This window comes from Paenibacillus donghaensis, from assembly GCF_002192415.1.
In the GTDB taxonomy this organism is placed as follows: Bacteria; Bacillota; Bacilli; order Paenibacillales; family Paenibacillaceae; genus Paenibacillus_AQ; species Paenibacillus_AQ donghaensis.
On record NZ_CP021780.1, the window covers coordinates 7,265,375 to 7,285,178 of the forward strand.

General features: G+C 45.8%; 18 protein-coding genes. 12 read left to right on the forward strand and 6 right to left on the reverse strand.

Annotated elements, in window-relative coordinates:
- Positions 1-66: 66 nt before the first annotated feature.
- From B9T62_RS33010 to B9T62_RS33030, 5 genes are all read right to left on the reverse strand, one after another.
- The gene (locus tag B9T62_RS33010; protein ID WP_087919118.1) at positions 67-1,053 is read right to left on the reverse strand and encodes a hypothetical protein; all 987 of its coding nucleotides are present in this window, start codon (positions 1,051-1,053) and stop codon (positions 67-69) included.
- Positions 1,014-1,598: an RNA polymerase sigma factor gene (locus B9T62_RS33015; protein WP_087919119.1), complete on the reverse strand. Its 585-nt coding sequence runs from the start codon at positions 1,596-1,598 to the stop codon at positions 1,014-1,016. Before B9T62_RS33015 ends, B9T62_RS33010 begins: the two co-directional genes overlap by 40 nt.
- A gap of 308 nt (positions 1,599-1,906) precedes the next feature.
- Positions 1,907-2,308, reverse strand: coding sequence for a type II toxin-antitoxin system death-on-curing family toxin (locus B9T62_RS33020; RefSeq protein WP_087919120.1), 402 nt, complete (start codon positions 2,306-2,308; stop codon positions 1,907-1,909).
- On the reverse strand, positions 2,305-2,568 hold the full coding sequence (locus B9T62_RS33025; RefSeq protein WP_087919121.1) for an AbrB/MazE/SpoVT family DNA-binding domain-containing protein: 264 nt from the start codon (positions 2,566-2,568) through the stop codon (positions 2,305-2,307). The genes B9T62_RS33020 and B9T62_RS33025 overlap by 4 nt, the downstream gene beginning before the upstream one ends.
- Positions 2,569-2,916: 348 nt before the next feature.
- Positions 2,917-3,369, reverse strand: coding sequence for a DUF3788 domain-containing protein (locus B9T62_RS33030; protein WP_157794099.1), 453 nt, complete (start codon positions 3,367-3,369; stop codon positions 2,917-2,919).
- Between the two features lie 181 nt (positions 3,370-3,550).
- Between B9T62_RS33030 and B9T62_RS33035 the strand changes: the two genes are divergently transcribed.
- The 11 genes from B9T62_RS33035 to B9T62_RS33085 all read left to right on the forward strand — a co-directional run bounded on the left by B9T62_RS33035 (position 3,551) and on the right by B9T62_RS33085 (position 17,233).
- Complete coding sequence (locus B9T62_RS33035; RefSeq protein WP_087919123.1) at positions 3,551-4,273, forward strand: GntR family transcriptional regulator; 723 nt, start codon at positions 3,551-3,553, stop codon at positions 4,271-4,273.
- A 250-nt stretch (positions 4,274-4,523) separates the two neighbouring features.
- Positions 4,524-6,908: a phosphoketolase family protein gene (locus B9T62_RS33040; protein WP_087919124.1), complete on the forward strand. Its 2,385-nt coding sequence runs from the start codon at positions 4,524-4,526 to the stop codon at positions 6,906-6,908.
- Positions 6,909-7,136: 228 nt separating this feature from the next.
- A complete protein-coding gene (locus B9T62_RS33045) occupies positions 7,137-8,717 on the forward strand; it encodes an ABC transporter substrate-binding protein (protein ID WP_087919125.1) in 1,581 nt (526 codons plus the stop codon).
- 192 nt (positions 8,718-8,909) lie between these two features.
- A complete protein-coding gene (locus tag B9T62_RS33050; protein WP_087919126.1) occupies positions 8,910-9,860 on the forward strand; it encodes an ABC transporter permease in 951 nt (316 codons plus the stop codon).
- Between the two features lie 13 nt (positions 9,861-9,873).
- Positions 9,874-10,779 (forward strand): ABC transporter permease, encoded by a 906-nt coding sequence (locus B9T62_RS33055; RefSeq protein ID WP_087919127.1) that lies wholly within the window; start codon positions 9,874-9,876, stop codon positions 10,777-10,779.
- 25 nt (positions 10,780-10,804) lie between these two features.
- Positions 10,805-11,830: an ABC transporter ATP-binding protein gene (locus B9T62_RS33060; protein ID WP_087919128.1), complete on the forward strand. Its 1,026-nt coding sequence runs from the start codon at positions 10,805-10,807 to the stop codon at positions 11,828-11,830.
- Positions 11,811-12,794, forward strand: a complete 984-nt coding sequence (locus B9T62_RS33065) for an ABC transporter ATP-binding protein (RefSeq protein ID WP_087920519.1) — start codon at positions 11,811-11,813, stop codon at positions 12,792-12,794. Before B9T62_RS33060 ends, B9T62_RS33065 begins: the two co-directional genes overlap by 20 nt.
- A 17-nt stretch (positions 12,795-12,811) precedes the next feature.
- Complete coding sequence (locus B9T62_RS33070; RefSeq protein WP_087919129.1) at positions 12,812-13,198, forward strand: OsmC family protein; 387 nt, start codon at positions 12,812-12,814, stop codon at positions 13,196-13,198.
- Positions 13,199-13,381: 183 nt separating this feature from the next.
- Positions 13,382-13,828 carry a LytTR family DNA-binding domain-containing protein gene (locus B9T62_RS33075; protein ID WP_087919130.1) on the forward strand — a complete coding sequence of 149 codons (447 nt, stop codon included), beginning with the start codon at positions 13,382-13,384 and terminating at the stop codon, positions 13,826-13,828.
- Positions 13,825-14,235, forward strand: a complete 411-nt coding sequence (locus tag B9T62_RS33080; protein ID WP_087919131.1) for a hypothetical protein — start codon at positions 13,825-13,827, stop codon at positions 14,233-14,235. Before B9T62_RS33075 ends, B9T62_RS33080 begins: the two co-directional genes overlap by 4 nt.
- 205 nt (positions 14,236-14,440) lie before the next feature.
- Positions 14,441-17,233, forward strand: a complete 2,793-nt coding sequence (locus B9T62_RS33085) for a glycoside hydrolase family 3 C-terminal domain-containing protein (protein WP_087919132.1) — start codon at positions 14,441-14,443, stop codon at positions 17,231-17,233.
- A gap of 957 nt (positions 17,234-18,190) precedes the next feature.
- Here B9T62_RS33085 and B9T62_RS33095 read toward each other — a convergent pair.
- Positions 18,191-18,559, reverse strand: a complete 369-nt coding sequence (locus tag B9T62_RS33095; protein WP_087919134.1) for a hypothetical protein — start codon at positions 18,557-18,559, stop codon at positions 18,191-18,193.
- Positions 18,560-18,858: 299 nt separating this feature from the next.
- Here B9T62_RS33095 and B9T62_RS33100 point away from each other — a divergent pair, with 299 nt between their 5' ends.
- Entirely contained in the window at positions 18,859-19,737 is an 879-nt protein-coding gene (locus tag B9T62_RS33100; RefSeq protein WP_245864707.1) for an SDR family oxidoreductase, read from the forward strand.
- Positions 19,738-19,804 lie beyond the last annotated feature (67 nt).

Here is a 19,804-nt window from a genome sequence, read left to right on the forward strand (position 1 = left end):
TGTATGTACGTGATTATATTATCGGGGTTTCAAACCTCAAAATGTTGGAACAATAGGTTTCCGCCGCTACTGCAACAACTCTTCCACCAGCTTCAATAACTTCTCCTCGCTCAAAGTTCTGTCGCCATAACTGGTAAGAAGGAAGTATGCATCATACTCTTCGTTGTACCAGGTCAGGTAGTGGTGCTGCCTATCAGGTCCTATTCCCAAGGTGTTGATGACAACATCTGTTCCGGCTACAGTAATCTTCTTCGCCTGCTCCTCCGCACCCTGCTGTACCATCATGTCTCCGCCGTGCATCATTTGAGCAGAAATCCCCAGAAACCCGCCGCCTTTCGCATACATAGCGCTGACTGAAAGTGGACTTGTCCACGGCACGGATTTCATGAACAATCGCTGCTCTCCGGTTGCTTGTTCCGCTTGCGCCCGCAGCTCATTAAGCGTTTCCCGGTATAGTTCCTGCTGCATCATAGGAGAATTATAAGGAAAGTCGGGTCCAACGTTACCATATTGAAAAGAGTATCCCTCCGGTGCTTCGGGCAGCATAGGTGCTCCGGTTCGGCGAATCTCTGCAGAGAAATCCGTATAGGCGGTTAGGCGCTGTTCTTTATGCACAAACTTTAAGGCTTCCGCCGATTTTTCTGCTGCGTTCTCTTTGACATAGTAAGCAATCAGTTCACCTGGTTTAGCAAAAGCGAGCGCTTTAGATTCCATCTGCTGCCTAAGCATGTTATTCCCCACATGGGCCGACTGTTGCACCGGTTCCGCCTCCATGTACTTCACCTTCACTTCTCCCCTGCTGTTGCGGATCTGAATATATTCCGCGGCAGCATATGCTGTCACGGAGAGCAGCAGGAATACCATCAGCAGACTGAACATTGCTGTAGGTTTGCGCAGCCGTACCTTCCACGCCGTAGGGCGATTGCGCATCAGCCACAGCTGCTCCACCCGTTCCATCACTTGCGCTTCTACATCAATCTCCTCCAGCGGATTCTGCCCGGCAGAGGCTTCAATTATATCTTGGTATTCATGGCTGATTGCGGTTCGTCCCACAGCTTTTCCTCCTCCGATTCCATGACCTGCTTCACTTTTTGCTTGATGCGGTTCATTCTTTTGTTCAGCGCATTGGGGCTGATCTTCAGGATCTCACTCATCTCCGCATAACTCTTCTCCTCGAATACCCGCAGAATCAAGATATTCCGTTCCTCCAGCGATAACTTGGCCAAGGCCGCCGCCAAAGACGGCTTGTAAAGCCGGTCATCCAGCTCCTGCTCGGCACTCGCCACGACCGTTTCCGGCCGGAAGATCTGCATCACCTGACGGTGCAGCCTGCGCCTGCGCAATAGATTCAGGCAATGATTATAGGCAATCCGGTACAGCCAGGCCGAGAACTGTACAGTAGGCTTGTACTGATGAATCGCCTGATACGCCTTCACCAGTATATCCTGCACCGCGTCCTCGGCATCCTGCCTGTTCCCGAGCAGACGACAGCAATAGCCGTAGATCGGCTGCTGAAAAGCCCTGACAATGAGGGCATACTGTCCGCTATTCCCGCTCTGAATTCCGAAGATCAACTGCTCCAGTTCTCTGGAGTCCATCACATCATCCGACGTTGTTAACACCTCCTCAAGCTGTATATCCCTATAACACCCGGCCACCCGAAAAAGTGCCATCACCGCTTATATAAAATAAGTTTCCTGCACAAAAATATACTAAAAATATCAATAAAAGGCCTGCTCGTAGTAGTAATACTACCGTATAGCAGGCCCTGCCAATAATATATTCGTGTGCTGCTCATACTTTATGATTCACCAACAGGAAATCATTTATTGGGAAAACAACAAGTATCACTTTATATGGAGTATAAGCAAAAGACACCCCCCAGGGTGTCTTTTTTGTTGGTTGACTACGTTAATCTCACACTATGTTCCAGGATCATTGCTGCTAATTCATCAATAGTATATTTATGATTCACCATATCGACTGTGAAATCCTCGGCAAGTTTTGTGTCCATCACAAAACGCAAATGATTATAGCGCAAAAAGATCACAACTGCGGTAAATGCTGTACGGTTGTTACCGTTATGAAACGGATGATTTTGACCAAGAGATCCGAACAGAGCAGCTGCCTTATCAAATAAAGTAGGGTAGGCATCATTACCGAACGCGGATGATTGACAACGAAGAACTGCAGATTCCAATAGGCTGGGATTTTTTACTCCAATCTGCTCTCCTATACTATACCTCTGTATCATGGCAACGTTAATTGCTATAGCTTCTTGTATGGTCAAGTAACGGATTTCACTCATCTATCTTTTAGTCCTTTAAGGGTTTCATCATACTCACTTATAGCCTCAGACAGACAATCTATGAAATCATCACTGATTCCGGCGGGTAATGTGACTTTAGTGGATTTTTTGATGATGATTTCCCCACTGGAGGGGTTCACATCAATTTGAACAGTATCTCCTAACTCAAGACCAATTTGTTTTAAAGCATCGGTCATCGTTATACCCAAACTATTTCCGAATTTGGTAACCTTACGTTCCATTTCAATCACCCTATTCATCGAATTTCCTCCCCATTATATTATTCAACTGTTATAACAATTATACATTAATTTTTATATAGAAGAATAACTTTCTCAGAAGCTTATATGCCATTATCTTCGGGCAGGGGTCAGACGCTCTCATCCATACACAGTATAAGCAAAAGACACCCCCCAGGGTGTCTTTGTGTCTACAATCAATAACAGATGTATACGATTAAGCAGGATAAATAATTGTCCCCGTTTCAGGCATCGCCATCATTCTTTCCTATATAAGATGAACTTAAGAATGGAGTAGTGGAGTTGCCAGAAAGCCTGATGCATAGGGCTTCCTGGCAACTCCGTATGTAACATTCTTAAGTTCACGTTCTATAATTGTTTTTTTGTTGCGGAAGTAATAGGTTTTCTCTTGATCATTATCATTTTTTCAATATCGTTTATTTGCGCAACAGAGTCAATCCCAATCCATAGCCATCTTCCATCATGATATTGGGAGGCACTCTCATATACATGTTTAAAAAACTCCCCAAATTCATGTATTCTTTCTTCGTAGGCCTGAATCTCCTTTTTGCCCAACACAAGCAGAACGGTGAAACGGTCCTGCTCAGGAAACATACTGAATAAGGTCTTGCCGCTTTTGCGGTACCTGAGATTCCAACCATAATTTTTTCCGCCAAAAATCAACTCGGATACGTGATCATAGTTTTGTTCAGCGAAACGGGTCAACTGCAGCCAGGCTTCTGTCGCTTGAGGACCTAGATAGGAGTAGATAAGTTCAAACGAAGGGACAGTTTCTTTATCACATAATCTTGGGTTGTTCATTGGGCCATCCTCCTTGATCATATAGATATCTTAACTGGAATTCGCTTACTAGTATTAGTATAAATATAACGTCTTAACCTGAATAAGGTTATGAAATTTCCCACTATATCTACGTGTAACTATTATGATATATTTATTATTGGAATTTGAATGGTCGGCAGATCTGAAAAAGGAGTATTACATGACAACATTTGTCTACAAGCAAATTATCGATGACCTCAAAATGAAAATTTTTGCAGGACAGTATGCCGACATGAGATTGCCGGATGAGCGGAGTCTCAGTGAACTCTACCAGGTTAGCCGCAGCTCCATTAAACGTGCGCTGACCAAAATGGAACACTCCGGAATTATTTTTAAGAAACGTGGTTCGGGGACCTTTATCAACCCGCTATACATAAGAAATGAATCAATCTTTAACTACGAGGGTTCCAATCTGGGTGTAACCGACAATTTCCAAATGCATGGCAAGAAGCCGAAGATCAAAGTGCTGGATTTCGAGGTCATTAAGCCGACGGAGGAGCTGCAGCGGGATTTGTTCCTGGAGCCGCATGATTTCGTGTACAAAATTGTACGCTTGCGCTTGTTCGATGAGGAGCCTTTTATGATTGAGACCGGCTATATCCCGATCAAAATTGTTCAGGATCTAAATCAGACGATTATCGAGGGGTCGATTTTTCACTATTTGGAGGAATCGCGTAATTTGGCGGTCACCAAATCGTTTTTATCCATTTTTGCAGAGCCTTCGGAAGCTAAGGATCAAGACCTGCTGCATCTGAAAGAAAACGAACCGGTGGGCATCATGGAAGGGATCTTCTTCCTGGATAATGGCACGCCCTTTGAGTTCTCGCATATGCGGTTCCATTATAAATATTTGAAATTTAATACGTTTGTATCGGTTCAATAATCTAAAGACTGGGGAGTGTTCCCGGTCTTTTTTTGTTTGCTCTTTACTGTGAAACATTTTACATATTTATAAATATAAACATTTTTTAGTTAGTAATTTTCTCCAATTTTCATACTATGTTCAAAATTTCACAATATTGGACCGTATCAATTGTCAAAAAGGTTGAATTAAATTTCTGCAGAGGTATGATGAACTTGCAGAACTAATTGCCTTGTCAGAAAACATAGAAATTATCTAGGGAGTGGATGGAATGGGATTATCAGTTATCGAAACGAACTACTCATCTAAGACGTATTTAGCGAAACTTGACGCCTATTGGCGTGCAACCAATTACATATCTGTAGGCCAGCTGTATCTGAAGGACAATCCGTTGTTACGTGAATCCCTGAAGGAATCCGATGTAAAAGTGAAACCGATCGGACACTGGGGCACGATCCCCGGCCAGAACTTCATTTATGCCCACCTCAACCGTGTTATTAACAAATATGATCTGAACATGTTCTACGTTGAGGGTCCAGGTCATGGCGGCCAGGTTATGGTGTCCAATTCGTATTTGGATGGAAGCTACAGCGAAATTTACCCGCATATCACACAGGATACCCCGGGTCTGAAGAAATTGTTCAAGCAATTCTCATTCCCAGGTGGCGTTGCTTCCCATGCGGCTCCCGAAACTCCGGGATCAATTCATGAGGGCGGCGAATTAGGCTACTCCCTGTCTCATGGCGTAGGTGCGATTCTCGATTATCCGGACTTGATCTCGGCGGTTGTTGTCGGAGATGGAGAGGCAGAAACCGGACCTTTGGCTGCTTCGTGGTTCTCCAACCGGTTCATCAACCCGATCACAGATGGTGCGGTTCTGCCGATCCTGCATTTGAATGGCTTCAAGATCAGCAACCCAACGATTCTATCCCGTCAGACTAAAGAGGAGATTACCGCTTACTTCACAGGTATGGGCTGGGAGCCTCATTTCGTGGAAGGTGAAGATCCAGAGCATATGCATCCGGAAATGGCGAAGGTGCTGGATACGATTGTTGAAAAAATTGCAGCCATTCAGAAAAATGCGCGTGAGAACAAGGATACTACCCGTCCGTTATGGCCGATGCTAGTATTCCGTTCCCCTAAAGGCTGGACTGGTCCGAAGGAATGGGATCATGTGCCGAATGAGAATTCATTCCGTGCCCATCAGGTGCCGATTCCGGTTGATCAAAATAATATGAAACACGCCCCTGCATTGCTGGAATGGATGAACAGCTACAAGCCTGAAGAATTATTCGACGACAACGGCACGCTGAAAGCTGAGATAGCCGAAATTCTGCCTACTGGCGATAAACGGATGGCGATGAATCCTGTTACCAATGCCGGCAAGCTCATTAAAGAACTTAATCTGCCGGATTTCCGCAGCTATGCACTTGATAACTCCGTACCTGGTACAGTTGTAGCGCAGGATATGGCGGTGCTCGGTAAATATATGAAAGAGGTTATTCTTCTTAATGAAGAGAACAAGAATTTCCGGATTTTTGGCCCGGATGAGACGATGTCCAACCGCTTGGGTCCAGTCTTTGAAGTGACCAAACGTCAATGGCTTGATCGAATTATCGAACCTAACGATGAATTCATGGCATCCTATGGCCGGGTCATTGATTCGCAATTGTCAGAGCATCAGGCGGAAGGGTTGCTGGAAGGTTATGTGTTGACGGGACGTCATGGTTTTTTTGCAAGCTATGAAGCTTTCCTGCGTGTCGTGGACTCGATGATTACTCAGCACTTCAAATGGCTGCGCAAAGCTACTGATCAAACCTGGCGTGCAGACATTCCATCCTTGAATGTTGTAGCCACTTCAACAGTGTTCCAGCAAGACCATAATGGTTACACACATCAGGACCCTGGTTTGCTGGGTCACTTGGCTGACAAGAAGCCGGAATTTATCCGTGAATATCTGCCTGCCGATGCCAATACCTTGCTGGCTGTGTTCGATACGATTCTGAACGACCGTCAAAAAATCAACCTGGTGGTTTCCTCCAAACATCCACGTCCGCAATGGTTTACTGCGGATGAAGCCAAAGAATTGGTGGATAAGGGACTCAAGATCATTGACTGGGCAAGTACGGATAATGGCGGAGAGCCTGACATTGTATTTGCTTCATCCGGTACGGAACCAACCATCGAAGCCTTGGCTGCCATCTCTATCCTGCATGAACAGCTGCCTGAGCTGAAGATCCGCTATATCAACGTGGTGGACCTGCTGAAGCTAAGAAGCCAGAAACTCGATCCGCGTGGTTTCTCTGACGCTGAGTTTGATCAATTTTTCACAAAGGATAAGCCGGTGGTGTTTGCATTCCATGGTTATGAAGGTCTGATCAAGGACTTGTTCTTCGACCGCCACAATCATAATCTGCGTGTGCATGGCTACCGCGAGAATGGCGATATCACAACCCCGTTTGATATGCGTGTATTGAATCAGATGGACCGTTTCGATCTGGTCAAAGAAGCTGTGCTGAGCCTGCCAGGCGCTGACAAGTACACAGACATTGTGAATGAAATGGACGAAATGGTGAAGAAACATCATCATTACATCCGTGAAGAAGGCTTGGACTTGCCGGAAGTCGAGAACTGGGTATGGAAGGCTTTGAAATAAAATAAATTGTAAAAGTGAAATCAGCAAAAAGACGACATCATTCTTCAATTTCGAATGAAATGTCGTCTTTTTTTTGTTGTTTATTGTCAAAATATAATCCCCAATCTAATAATATCGTATTGACATATAAAATATTAAGCATTAGTATGACATTAATATATAATACCAATGGGTTAACTTGGTTTTTAAATCCGGAATTTATCATTACTCATCAGGGGGATTAAAAAAATGAAATTCAAGAAGATTAATGTACTGGTGCCTGTTGTATTGTTGAGCATATTGCTTGTTGCATGCGGCAAAGAAGATACAAAAGAAAAGGGTGCAGCAAACGAAGCCAGTCCAGTCCCGCAAGAGTATAAAAATGAATTGAATATAGCACTTACAGCACAACCGCCAACCTTGGATTCTGCAATGACTGTGTCTGCTGTGGCGTTAGATACAGCAGGGTATATCTTCGAACAGCTGTACACATTGAATGCTGATTATGAGCCAGTGCCGATGCTTGCGGAATCAGTGGATGTAAGTGAAGACGGTTTGATCTATACGTTTACACTTCGCCAAGGTGTGAAGTTCCATAATGGCAAGGAAATGACCTCTGAAGATGTTGTGGCATCAATGAATCGTTGGGTAGTTACATCATCCCGTGCCAAGGTTCTTCTAACAAATGCGAAGTTTGAGGCTGCGGATACATATAAAGTGAAGTTAACTGTAGAGAGCCCATCCTCTGACGTATTAATATTAATTGCTTCTCAAGCACAGTTCCCGGCGATTATGCCTAAAGAGATCGTGGAAGCTGCACCAGCAGAAGGAATTACTGAGTATATCGGAACAGGCCCTTATAAGTTCAAGGAATGGAAGCAAGATCAATATATTCAACTAGTGAAGTATGAGGATTATCAATCCGTAGATTCAGAACCAAGCGGGTTTGCCGGGAGAAAGGATGCGCCGACAGAGAATCTTATCTTCCATTTCGTAACTGACCATTCTACGCGAATTGCAGGTGTGAAGACTGGGAAGTATGACATTGCTGATAGCATTCCAATTGAGAATTATGACGAGCTTTCGATCGAAAAAGATCTTGAATTGCTTTCATTTCCGGGGGGCGCTTTAACAGCATTCCTAAACACAAGTGAAGGACTGCTGGCGGACGTTAAGATCCGTCAAGCTATACTAGCCGCACTAAATAACGATGAAATCTTGTTAGCCAGTTTTGCAAAACCGGATTTATATTCCTTGTCACCGGGTTACTTGAACACAAACCAGGTACAATGGGCAAATGATGCCGGTAAGGAATATTACAACCAAGCGAACCCGGAAAAGGCCAAGGAATTGCTTGCAGAAGCCGGATATAATGGGGAAGAAATCACATTGCTTACGACCAAGGACTACGCTGAAATGTATGCAGCTACACTGGTTATCCAAGAGCAGCTTCGTAACATTGGCATGAATGTGAAGGTTGACAGCTATGATTTCCCTACCTTCTTAGAGACCAAAAATGAACGCAGCAAATGGGACTTGTTCGTAGCGAGTACTGGATACCAGATAACACCACCCCAACTGTTAGCTGTGAATCCAGATTGGGCTGGATTGGATAATGAAACCGTGAAAAATGCACTGAAGGCTATTCGCGGAGCATCTACTCCGGAACTCGCCAAGAAAGAATGGGAAACACTACAAGCTTACTTATATGAACTTGGTTCTTCCACAGTTATTGGACATTACAATGGTATTGTCGCCGTATCCAAGTCTATTGAAGGCTTTGTGAATTTTGAGGCTCCTATAGCTTGGAATGCAAAAATAGCGAAGTAATTAGCCTAAGGAGGGTGTTAAAAGTTACCCGGTAACTTTTAACACCCTTTTTTCTAAATATAAGAATTTATAGGTTCCACGCTATAATTTATCCTTCTATTTCTCGCAGAAACGGATGCCGCCTCTTGCAGAGGACGGCGTAGCCGTTTCCACTTGTTAGATGAAAACAAAATATATAAATGAGGGATTTGTGTGCTAGCTTATATATCCAAAAGAATCTTATCGCTCATTCCTGTATTGTTCGTTGTTACCATTGCTATTTTCTTGATCATTCATATTACGCCTGGTGATCCCGCAGCGGCAATTCTGGGGATTGAAGCTTCCCAAGCGGAAATGGAAGCACTCAATCAGGAGCTCGGATTAAACCGCCCAATCCACATTCAATATATAAATTGGGTTGCAGATGTATTACAGGGTGATCTAGGTGATTCCATCTTTATGCATCAACCGGTCAGTGAAGCGATTGTCGAGCATATTGGACCAACCCTTTCTCTGGCTATTCTGGCACAATTCATAGCGCTTATTCTAGCCATCCCCTTTGGTATTATTGCTGCTTATAAGCGGGGATCTATGGTGGATTTCACTCTTATGGGCGTATTCTTGCTCGGAATGGCAGTGCCAAGTTTTTTGTTAGGTTTATTATTAATGCTAGTTGTAGGTGTTCAGCTTCAGTGGCTGCCTGTGGCAGGCTATGAACCGCTTAGTAGTGGAACCTGGGAACATCTTCAATATCTAATCCTTCCGGGTATTTCCCTGGGGGCGATCCAGGCTGCTCTTATTACAAGAATGACTCGTTCGTCTATGCTTGAGGTTCTAAACGTGAATTACATTAAAACAGCTCGTTCTAAAGGTTTGAATGAGCTGAAAGTGTTGCTTAAACATGCTTTTCGAAACGCCTTTCTACCGATTCTCACTGTGATCGGGCAAACGTTCGGCGTTTTAGTTACAGGAGCAGTTGTAGTGGAGTCGATTTTTAATATTCCTGGCTTAGGACAGTTAATATTGAATTCGATTGCCAGAAGAGACTTTGCTGTTATCCAAGGTGTGGTTCTTTTCGTAACCATCATATATGTTGCCATTAATTTAATCATCGATTTATTATACGGTTTTGTCGATCCACGTGTTCGTTTGGACCGCAAATAGAGGGGGGTTCAATATGATTACACATCAGGAGGAAGAATATATAGCTCAAATGAGCGGGCAATTAAAAAAAGAGCAACGTACCTTACGATATCGCCGTCTGAAGTCCAATTATGGACTGTTAGTTGGGGCGATAATTATTACGCTATTGATTGTTCTCGCACTAGTTGGCCCGCTATTCACAGCGTTTAGTCCCTATGGGATGAATGTAATCGATCGATTATTGCCTCCCAGCAGGGATCATTGGCTAGGTACAGACGAATTCGGCCGGGACTTGTTAACAAGAATCATCTATGGTGCAAGAGTGTCCATCAGTGTAGGCCTTATTGTGGCGCTGCTATCTTCGGCAATCGGATTAATTATTGGGCTGTATGCTACTTATTATAGAACATTGGATCATATCCTGATGCGTATTTGTGATGGATTGATTGCGATCCCTGGTATTCTGCTGGCTATTGCATTAATGGCTGCACTTGGGGGATCTGCATTAAATGTCATTGTTGCATTAACGATTGTATTCACACCAAATATTGCGCGGGTCGTTAGATCGACTGCTCTAGTGGTTCGTGAACAGACCTATATTGAAGCTATGCATGCTCAAGGGGCTAGTAATTTCCGCATCATATGGTCACATATTGCACCCAATACTCTATCACCTTTACTCGTACAAGCTACCTTTGTATTTGCTGAGGCCATTATTTCTGAGGCGGCTTTAAGTTTCCTGGGGGCGGGGATCCCCGCTCCCGAAGCAAGCTGGGGCAATATTCTACAAGCAGGCAAGCTGGTGATTTATAAAGCCTGGTGGATGGTTGTATTCCCGGGCATAGCTATTATCTTGTCTGTTCTCAGTTTGAATTTATTAGGCGATGGCCTGCGTGATTTCTTAGATCCTCATGTGAAACATAAGCAAAAGAAGCCATGACAGTTATTAAGTTGGAGGTATTGCTATGAACAAAGGGCCTCTATTGGAAGTGAAAAATTTAAAAACACATTTTCAAACAGAGCGAGGAAAAGTGACCGCAGTAAACGGAGTTAATTTATCTGTGAACAAAGGAGAAATCATCGGCATAGTAGGAGAGTCAGGCTGCGGAAAAAGCGTGGTAGCTCAGTCTATTCTAAGATTGCTTGATCATACCGATTCGGTTGAGTATGAAGGCGAAGTCCTTTTTGAGAATCAGGATCTGCTGTCATTGCCGCTTTCCAAATTGCGAACCATCCGGGGAGATAAGATCTCGATCATATTCCAAGACCCGCTGTCTTCGCTTAACCCTGTATATACCATTGGGAATCAAATAGAAGAAACACTGCGCTTGCACCAGAAACAGTCGAAGAAAGAAGCGCATAAAAAAGCGATTGAAATTCTGCGGGCCACAGGTATCCCTTCTCCGGAAATGCGGGTGAATGAATACCCTCATCAATTATCAGGAGGCATGCAGCAGCGGGCAATGATTGCTATGGCCCTTTCCTGTGAGCCTAAGCTCTTAATTGCAGATGAACCGACAACGGCTCTGGACGTTACGATTCAGGCGCAGATTCTAGAGTTAATCGTTGAATTAAATCAGAAATTCGGGATGGGCGTTTTGTTTATTACGCATGATTTAGGGGTTGTATCCGAAATTTGCACCAGTGTGAAAGTGATGTACTTAGGGCAGATTGTTGAGGAAACGACGACGGAAAGATTATTCCAAACTCCGCTGCACCCCTATACGCAAGGGTTGATCAAATCCATACCGCAATTGGAAAAAAACCGTCATGAAAAGCTGCATGTTATAGAAGGGACGGTCCCTTCCTTATCCAATATTCCACGGGGCTGCAGTTTTTCGACAAGATGTCCTTTTGCCGATCAGCAATGCCTAAATGAGGAGCCAGTAATGGAAATGGTGCATCCTGAACATAGCGTTAAATGCTGGCATTACGCGGAAATAAATAATATGGAGAGGGGTTCAAGAGGTGGTGAATCGAACAACGAATAATCCTATTCTAGAAGTGATCTCGCTTGAGAAGAAGTTTCCGGTGTATGGAACATTCGGGAAATTGTTCGGGACAAAGTCTCATGTGAACGCTGTGACAGATGTTTCTTTTCGATTGTATGAAGGAGAAACGTATGGATTGGTTGGAGAATCAGGGTCGGGTAAAAGCACGACGGGACGCACGATATTAGGGTTAACTCCTGCAACCTCTGGTCAAGTGATCTATCAGGATCAAGATTTAATGAAAATATCAAAAAATGAATTTCGCAAGTTCCGCAAAGACATTCAGCTTGTTTTTCAAGACCCGTTCTCCTCTCTGAATCCTAGAAAAAGAATTGGCCATATTCTTGAAGAACCACTCATCATTCATAAGATCGGGAATCAGACTGAGCGGGAGGAACAAGTATATAGCATTCTAAAAATAGTTGGATTACAGCCAGAGCATTACTTTCGGTATCCCCATGAATTCTCGGGAGGTCAACGGCAACGATTAGGCTTGGCACGGGCACTAATTATGAACCCTAAAATTATCATATGTGATGAGCCTGTTTCAGCGTTGGATGTTTCCATTCAGTCGCAAATTCTCAACATACTGAAGCAGCTGCAAGAGGATTTAAAGTTAACGCTTTTATTTATCACACATGATATTAGTGTCGTTCGTTACATTTCCGATCGCATCGGTATTATGTATTTAGGAAAAATTGTAGAAGAGGCACTAACCGATGATTTATTCAGTGAGCCATTACATCCTTATACCCAAGCGCTGTTCTCGGCCGTACCTAACTTTACCCGCAATCGTTTGAAGGAACGGATTATTCTAAAAGGTGAGATTCCTTCTCCGTTATCTCCGCCCACGGGCTGTGTGTTCCATACACGCTGTCCAATGGCGATAGAACGATGCAAAGTAGAAGTGCCAGCTTTCAGGGAAGTGCAAGCCAATCATTGTGTTGCCTGTCATCTTATCTAAATAAAGGGGTTGTGATTATGACAACGGTCAAATTTGCAGAAGGTCAGAATGAAATTTATAATGAAGCGGGCTTGCAGATCATTGGAAGTACTGCGCCGAACCAAAGTGGTTTGTCTCCGAGAGAATTGCTAGAGGCAGCTTTAGGCTTATGTGTGTCCATTTCGCTTCAAAAGATACTGGATTACGATAAGAAAGAATATGATAAATCCTCGATAGGTGTTGAAGTTACAGCTGTGAAGGCTGCGGATGGAACGAACAGATTCACCAACTTCGCTGTGCGCGTTAAGCTGCCTTCAACATTAGATTCAACCTATAAAGAGAAACTAATGAGTGTGGTAGAGCGTGCATGTACAATCGGGAATACCCTCAAGGGAGAGGTTATCATCGAAACGATTGAAATATAATTAGAGTTGGCTAAGCCGGCTTTATGTCTGGCAGAGGGCACCCTTGTGGGTGCTTTTTTTTGCATTTTGGCGGCATTTGCGTGGCCTATTGCAACAAACCTGCAGGATTATGCAACATAACGAGATATAGTAGTTCAGACGCGAATTTCCATATAATATGAGTGGTGAAAGGAGGCAGCAACATTGAAAATCACATTTGAGGCCGATGCGGCCATGGATCGAAGGATCGCCAAAGTCATCACCCATCCTGCGGAACAAGAGCACTGGAGGCATATGGAAGAAGCCATCCAGCAGGCGGAACAGAAGCTGGTAGTACTCAACGCGAAGAATAACCGCAATGTGCAAATTTCATTAAGCTCCATTGCGGTAATTGAATCGGAAGACCGGATGTGCAGCGTACGGGTGATTAGTGGAGAAATGTATCTGCTTAACCAACGGCTGAAGTCTGCTGAAGCAGAGCTTGACCCTTCATTTTTTCTGAGAATCAACAATCAGACGCTTATTAACAAGAGCTATATCAAGGAGTTCTCTTCCACGGACAATGCCAGACTGCAAGTGGTGTTAACCAATGAATTAAGTTATTATGTCAGCCGCTTTTACATCAAAAACTTTAGGGGGAATCTGATATGATTCAGCAATTAAAACACTCTTTTTTTCAAGTCTTCACGTTGACGTCTTTATGGGTAACTCTGCTTCTGACAGTGTTCTACAAGAATCAGGATATTAGCATGTTCTATCTGTGGCATGTTGCAGGGATTGCTGCGATTTCGGCCGGATTGTACGGGGTGATGTATAACGCACTGTGGAATCATTTCACGCTGAGGCCTCTGCTGAATATTGCGATTTCCTCCGTGTTCACGATCCTGGGCGGGCTTGGCGTGGTGTGGTTATTCTCTGCCGAAATGGTTGAGTTCATCCTGCCTTGGTGGCCGGGAATGCTGGTATTGGCGGTTGCCCTACATACCCTCGCTTTCTATGTCTATGCTGGGAGGGACAGCAAGCGGAAGGCCGAAGAGTTGAATAGGATTCTGAAATAGATTATGAAAACCTCCCTTTAAATAAGCAAGAGCTTTTGTTTTTTAGCAGCTGCGCCTGTATATTACTATTATACCTTTGATTCTTGACATGAGATTCTTTATAGTTAACATGCATGGTTCGTGAAATACTAGAAATTTCGGGAGGGACAAGCCCTTCTATAAGAACCAGCAACAGGTATGGAAATGACAATCAGGAGGAAATCACTTGAATACACAAAGTTTTGGAATACCATTAGCAGGGTTTGCAGAGTTTAGCCGGACAGTGGCTGCAGAAGGTGCAGTGCTGTTGAAGAATGATCATCAGGTGCTGCCGATTGGAAACGGCGAGAATGTGGCGGTTTTTGGCAGAACACAAGTCAACTATTACCGCAGTGGTACAGGTTCGGGCGGAAGCGTCCATGTTTCTTATACAACTAACCTGCTCGATGGTCTGCGCAGCAAGAAGAACCTCCAAGTCAACGAGCAACTGGCCGCTGTCTATGAGCAGTGGATTGCCCAGAATCCCTTTGACAATGGTGGAGGCGGCTGGGCAGCAGAGCCGTGGCACCAGAAGGAAATGCCTCTAACCCATGAACTGATGGCAGAGGCCAGACGTCAATCTACCAAAGCTATTATTGTCATCGGCCGCACGGCGGGAGAAGATCAGGACAATGCCGACGCGCCGGGAAGCTACAAGTTAACTGCGGATGAGCAGGAGATGTTGAAGCAGGTTGCGGCCTATTTTGATCAAACCGTGGTTGTGCTGAATGTATCGAACATTATTGATATGAGCTGGCTCGATGATGCCGGTTATGTTAACCCGATCAGCAGCGTGATCTACTCCTGGCAGGGCGGTATGGAAGGCGGAAACGCGATTGCCGACGTACTGGCAGGAGAAGTCACACCAAGCGGTAAACTGACCGACACCATTGCTTATTCCATTGAAGATTATCCATCGACCCGCAATTATGGCAATGAATTCAGCAACCTCTATGAGGAAGATATCTATGTTGGATACCGTTACTTCGAAACGTTCTGCCCGGAGAAGGTTCAGTTTGAGTTCGGGTACGGGATCTCCTATACCTCATTCGAAATCAAGCCGGAGGAAGCCAAGCTGGTCACCCGAGATGGTGAAATATATGCTGAGATTGACGTAAATGTAACGAATACGGGAAATACTTTTGCGGGCAAAGAAGTAGTACAGGTCTATTACGAAGCTCCGCAAGGCAAGCTGGGACAGCCGGCCAAAGCATTGGCAGCCTTCGGAAAGACGGGCGTTCTCCAGCCGGGAGAATCGCAGCGCCTCACAATAAGCTTCGCTATTCATTCGATGGCTTCTTATGATGATGCCGGGGTAACCGGACATCCTTCTGCGTATGTGCTGGAAGCCGGAACCTATCGCTTCTACGCCGGAACCAGTGTTAAGCAACTGCAGGAAATCGGCGTAGAAGGCCAAGCAGGTTACATTCTGGACAGCCTTCAAGTAGTGGAGCAGCTGCAGGAGGCGATGGCGCCAACTCAAAGCTTCAGCAGAATGAAACCGGGCGCCCGCAAGGAAGATGGCACCTATGAGCTGACTACCGAAGAAGTGCCGCAGCGGAAGATTTCGATGGCGGAACGGATTGAAAGCAGACTTCCGGCTACCCTTAAGCAGACTGGTGATCAAGGTCACACGTTGCGAGATGTTTTTGAGGGAAAAGTAACTATGGAAACCTTCATCGCCCAGCTGAGCGATCAGGATCTGGCTGTAATCGTCAGAGGTGAGGGCATGAGCAGTCCGCTGGTTACACCAGGAACGGCTTCGGCCTTCGGTGGAGTCAGCGATCAGCTGTTCAACTACGGTATCCCTGTGGCTTGTACAGCTGACGGCCCATCCGGGATTCGGATGGACAGCGGGCAGAAGGCGACTCAGGTATCGATTGGTACGCTGCTTGCAGCTACCTGGAATCCGGCACTGGTTGAAGAGCTGTATGTAATGGAAGGCCGGGAGTTATTGAGCAATCAGGTAGATGCTCTGCTTGGACCTGGACTCAACATCCGCCGCAGTCCGCTGAACGGACGCAACTTCGAATACTTCTCGGAAGATCCGTTAATCTCGGGCCAATTCGCCGCCGTCTGCACCAGTGGAATTATGAAGGGCGGCTCCAATGCGACGCTGAAGCACTTCGCCTGCAATAACCAGGAGAAACACCGCAGCAAGGTTGATGCGGTAGTATCCGAACGTGCGCTGCGCGAGATCTACCTGAAGGGCTTCGAAATTGCTGTGAAGCAAGGCGGTGCCAACTCGATTATGACCTCCTATAATCCGGTCAACGGACATTGGGCGGCGTCCAATTATGATCTGAACACTACCATCCTGCGTGGCGAATGGGGCTTCAAGGGTATCGTAATGACGGACTGGTGGGCGATTATGAACGATGTAGTTGATGGCGGACCGGCGGACCGGAAATTCATGAACTGGATGGTTCGTGCCCAGAACGATCTGTATATGGTGGTTCCTAACTATGGTGCGGAAATCAATGGCTGGGATGATAATACCATCGAGTCGCTGGAGAACGGTACCTTGACCCGCGGAGAGCTGCAGCGTTCGGCTATGAACATCTGCGATTTCATTATGCATGCTCCTGTATTCTCCAGAAAGCATGAGCATGTAGAAGCCGTTGAAGCATTCAAGGCCAACCCTGCTCTTTCAGCAGCGCCGGCGCAGGTTCAGGCACTGTCCGAGAACGCCCAGGTTAACCCTGATGCAGACGGATCAACCTATATCCGGGTGGATCAGGCCGGACACTACCGGATTTTTGTCCACATCATGTCTACGGAGAACGAACTGGCTCAGAGCGCATGTAATGCGACCCTGAACGGGCAGATGCTGACGACCATTCAGACGAATGGAACGGAAGGCAAATGGATCAGACAGAAGCTGGTGAAGATTGAGCTGGAAGCGGGTCTCTACGAGCTGAAGCTGGATTTCGTCAAGCCAGGCCTGCAGATCGACTGGATCGAATTCAAACAAGTGTAAAGTGTAGATCACAGAACTACAGATGCATAGAAGCAGAGGACACCCGAAGGGGTGTTTTTTGCTGCTTCTTCATAGAGGACGGCGAAGCCTCTCTTCTTATAAGGTTACTACTTCGGTCTCAGCGGGGATTTAGAGTGTTACTCCGGAACGTTCAACGCAATTAGATGGGAAAGTGCAACTAATTTCAGCTAAAGCTCTGTCAGGAGGCGATTAAGTGCAATATTGCAACTAATTTCGAGTAAATCAAGTCTCTGACGCTCAAAATCCCAAATTAGATGCATATTTGCATCTATTTCCTCCAAAACGGAGAAAAACCGCTAATTAGATGCACTTTTGCAACTAATTCAATGGCTCGAAATTAGGATTAACCACTACGAAGTTAAATCTTCGATATTCTCATCCTTATGAAGGGTCTAAGCAGGAACCTTAAATGTAACCGCCTTCTCTTTTATGATATAATAGGGGGCATTAATGGGTCAGGAGTGTTGCAGGAATGAGAGGATATAGTATATGGCGTCCGTTGATGTTGATTGCGGTTGCGCTGCTTACCAGGAGTTTGGTTACCAACCTATGCCTGATGTTTGGCATGTCGCCAGATTCATCTGCCAACGTTGCTATGATTGCCATGTTGGTTGCCGCTTTTGTGATGTATAACCGAATAACGAAGCAACGCCGGAAATAGATGTCTGTAGGAAGCGGGAGATGGCAAAAGACACCGAGAGGTGTTTTTTGTTGATTTATAATACATAAAAAGGCTCCATTTATAAATCAGTGGTTGACTCTAAGCGCGAAAGCGTATGCTTCCGAAGCAGCGATACTGCCTATCGCTTTCAGGCATTCGTTTCTGCGAGAAATAGAAGGATAATTCATGGCGTGAAACATATAAATTCTTATATTTTCAAAAAGACACCCTGGGGTGTCTTTTTGTGTGTGAATATAACGAAGAATAAGTTTCGCTTAACCCTTGCCCATAAGCCCTTTCAGGCTGCCCAGCATAGGTCTGACCGTCTTGATCATGTTGTAGCCCATCTTCATCATCGGCCAGGCCTTCTGCATCATCCCAAAAAACTTTATCCCGCCGCCAAGCATTCCGCCTCCGCCACCTCCAAAGAAGGAGCCAATTAACGGCATCAGCGCGGATACCTCTGCTGTTTGTGCAGCTTTGCGTTTGGTTGATTTAGCCGGTGGAGGGGTGGAGAGCATCAGGTTGTCCTTGCCCAGTCCGCTTATCCATCCGACATATGACCGCCCATCGTGCAGGGTCACACAGACCGGCCGTCCTTTCAGCTGTTTGGCCTGCTTGCGGATCTTGGTGGAATTAGCCATTCGTGGATCACCTCATTGTTCTGTTTACTATAGTTTACTCAGAACATCGGGAGGTGCCTGTGCAAATAGTAAGAATTTATATGTTCCACGTTATACGTTATAAATTATCCTTCTATTTCCCGCCGAAACACCCCGTCCTTATAAAAGGACGGCGCAGTCGTTTCCACTTGTTGTTTTCCTATTTGTTTTGTTTAGAAGAAAGACATCTAGGTTACATTAGAAGGAGTCAAACCTTACCCACGGAAGCTGAATGACAAATCATCTTGAGGAGGCAACAACTCATGACTGAACAATACAAAATGCAAGACCCTACCAAGCAATACCGCAAAGCCGGACCGGATTTCGAACAGCAGCAGCCGCCTCCCGGCATCGAGCAGAAGATGACTCCGAAGCCTGATGCGGGACAGGAAACCTATGTTGGCACCGGACGTCTTGCCGGACGCAAAGCGATTGTGACCGGCGCAGACAGCGGGATCGGCCGTGCTGTAGCTATTGCCTATGCCCGCGAAGGTGCGGATGTGGTGCTGGCCTATCTGCCGGAGGAACAGAAGGACGCGCAGGAGGTTGTGAAGCTGGTGCAGGAGGCCGGACGTAAGGCCATAGCTATGCCAGGTGACCTGAAGGACGAGAACTATTGTGAACAGCTGGTTGCTGCTGCGGTAGAGCAGCTGGGCGGAGTGGATATTCTGGCCAATATTGCCGGGATGCAGCAATTTGTTCCCGAAATCGCCGAGCTTACTACGGAGCAGTTCGACGATACCTTCAAGACCAATGTGTACTCCCTGTTCTGGCTCTGCAAAGCAGCGGTGAAGCAGATGAAGCCGGGCAGCGCGATAATTAATACCTCATCGATTCAGGCTTATCAGCCTTCACCGATTCTGCTGGATTACGCAACCACTAAGGCTGCGATCAATACGTTCAGCAAATCGTTGGCTCAGCAGGTAGCGAGCAAGGGCATCTGCGTCAACGTTGTGGCGCCTGGTCCGGTATGGACGCCGCTGCAGATCTCCGGCGGTCAGCCGCAGGACGTGCTGAAGGAGTTCGGCGCGAAGACGCCGCTGGGCCGTCCGGGACAGCCGGCAGAGATGGCCCCGGCCTACGTGTTCCTGGCCAGCCAGGAGTCAAGCTATATCAGCGGCGAAACGCTGAACGCCAATGGCGGAATGCCTACACCGTAAGGGGCAAGTCTTGTTTAGCACCTTGCGCAATAGAATAAACCGTTAAGCAGACCGTCCTTTATAGGGC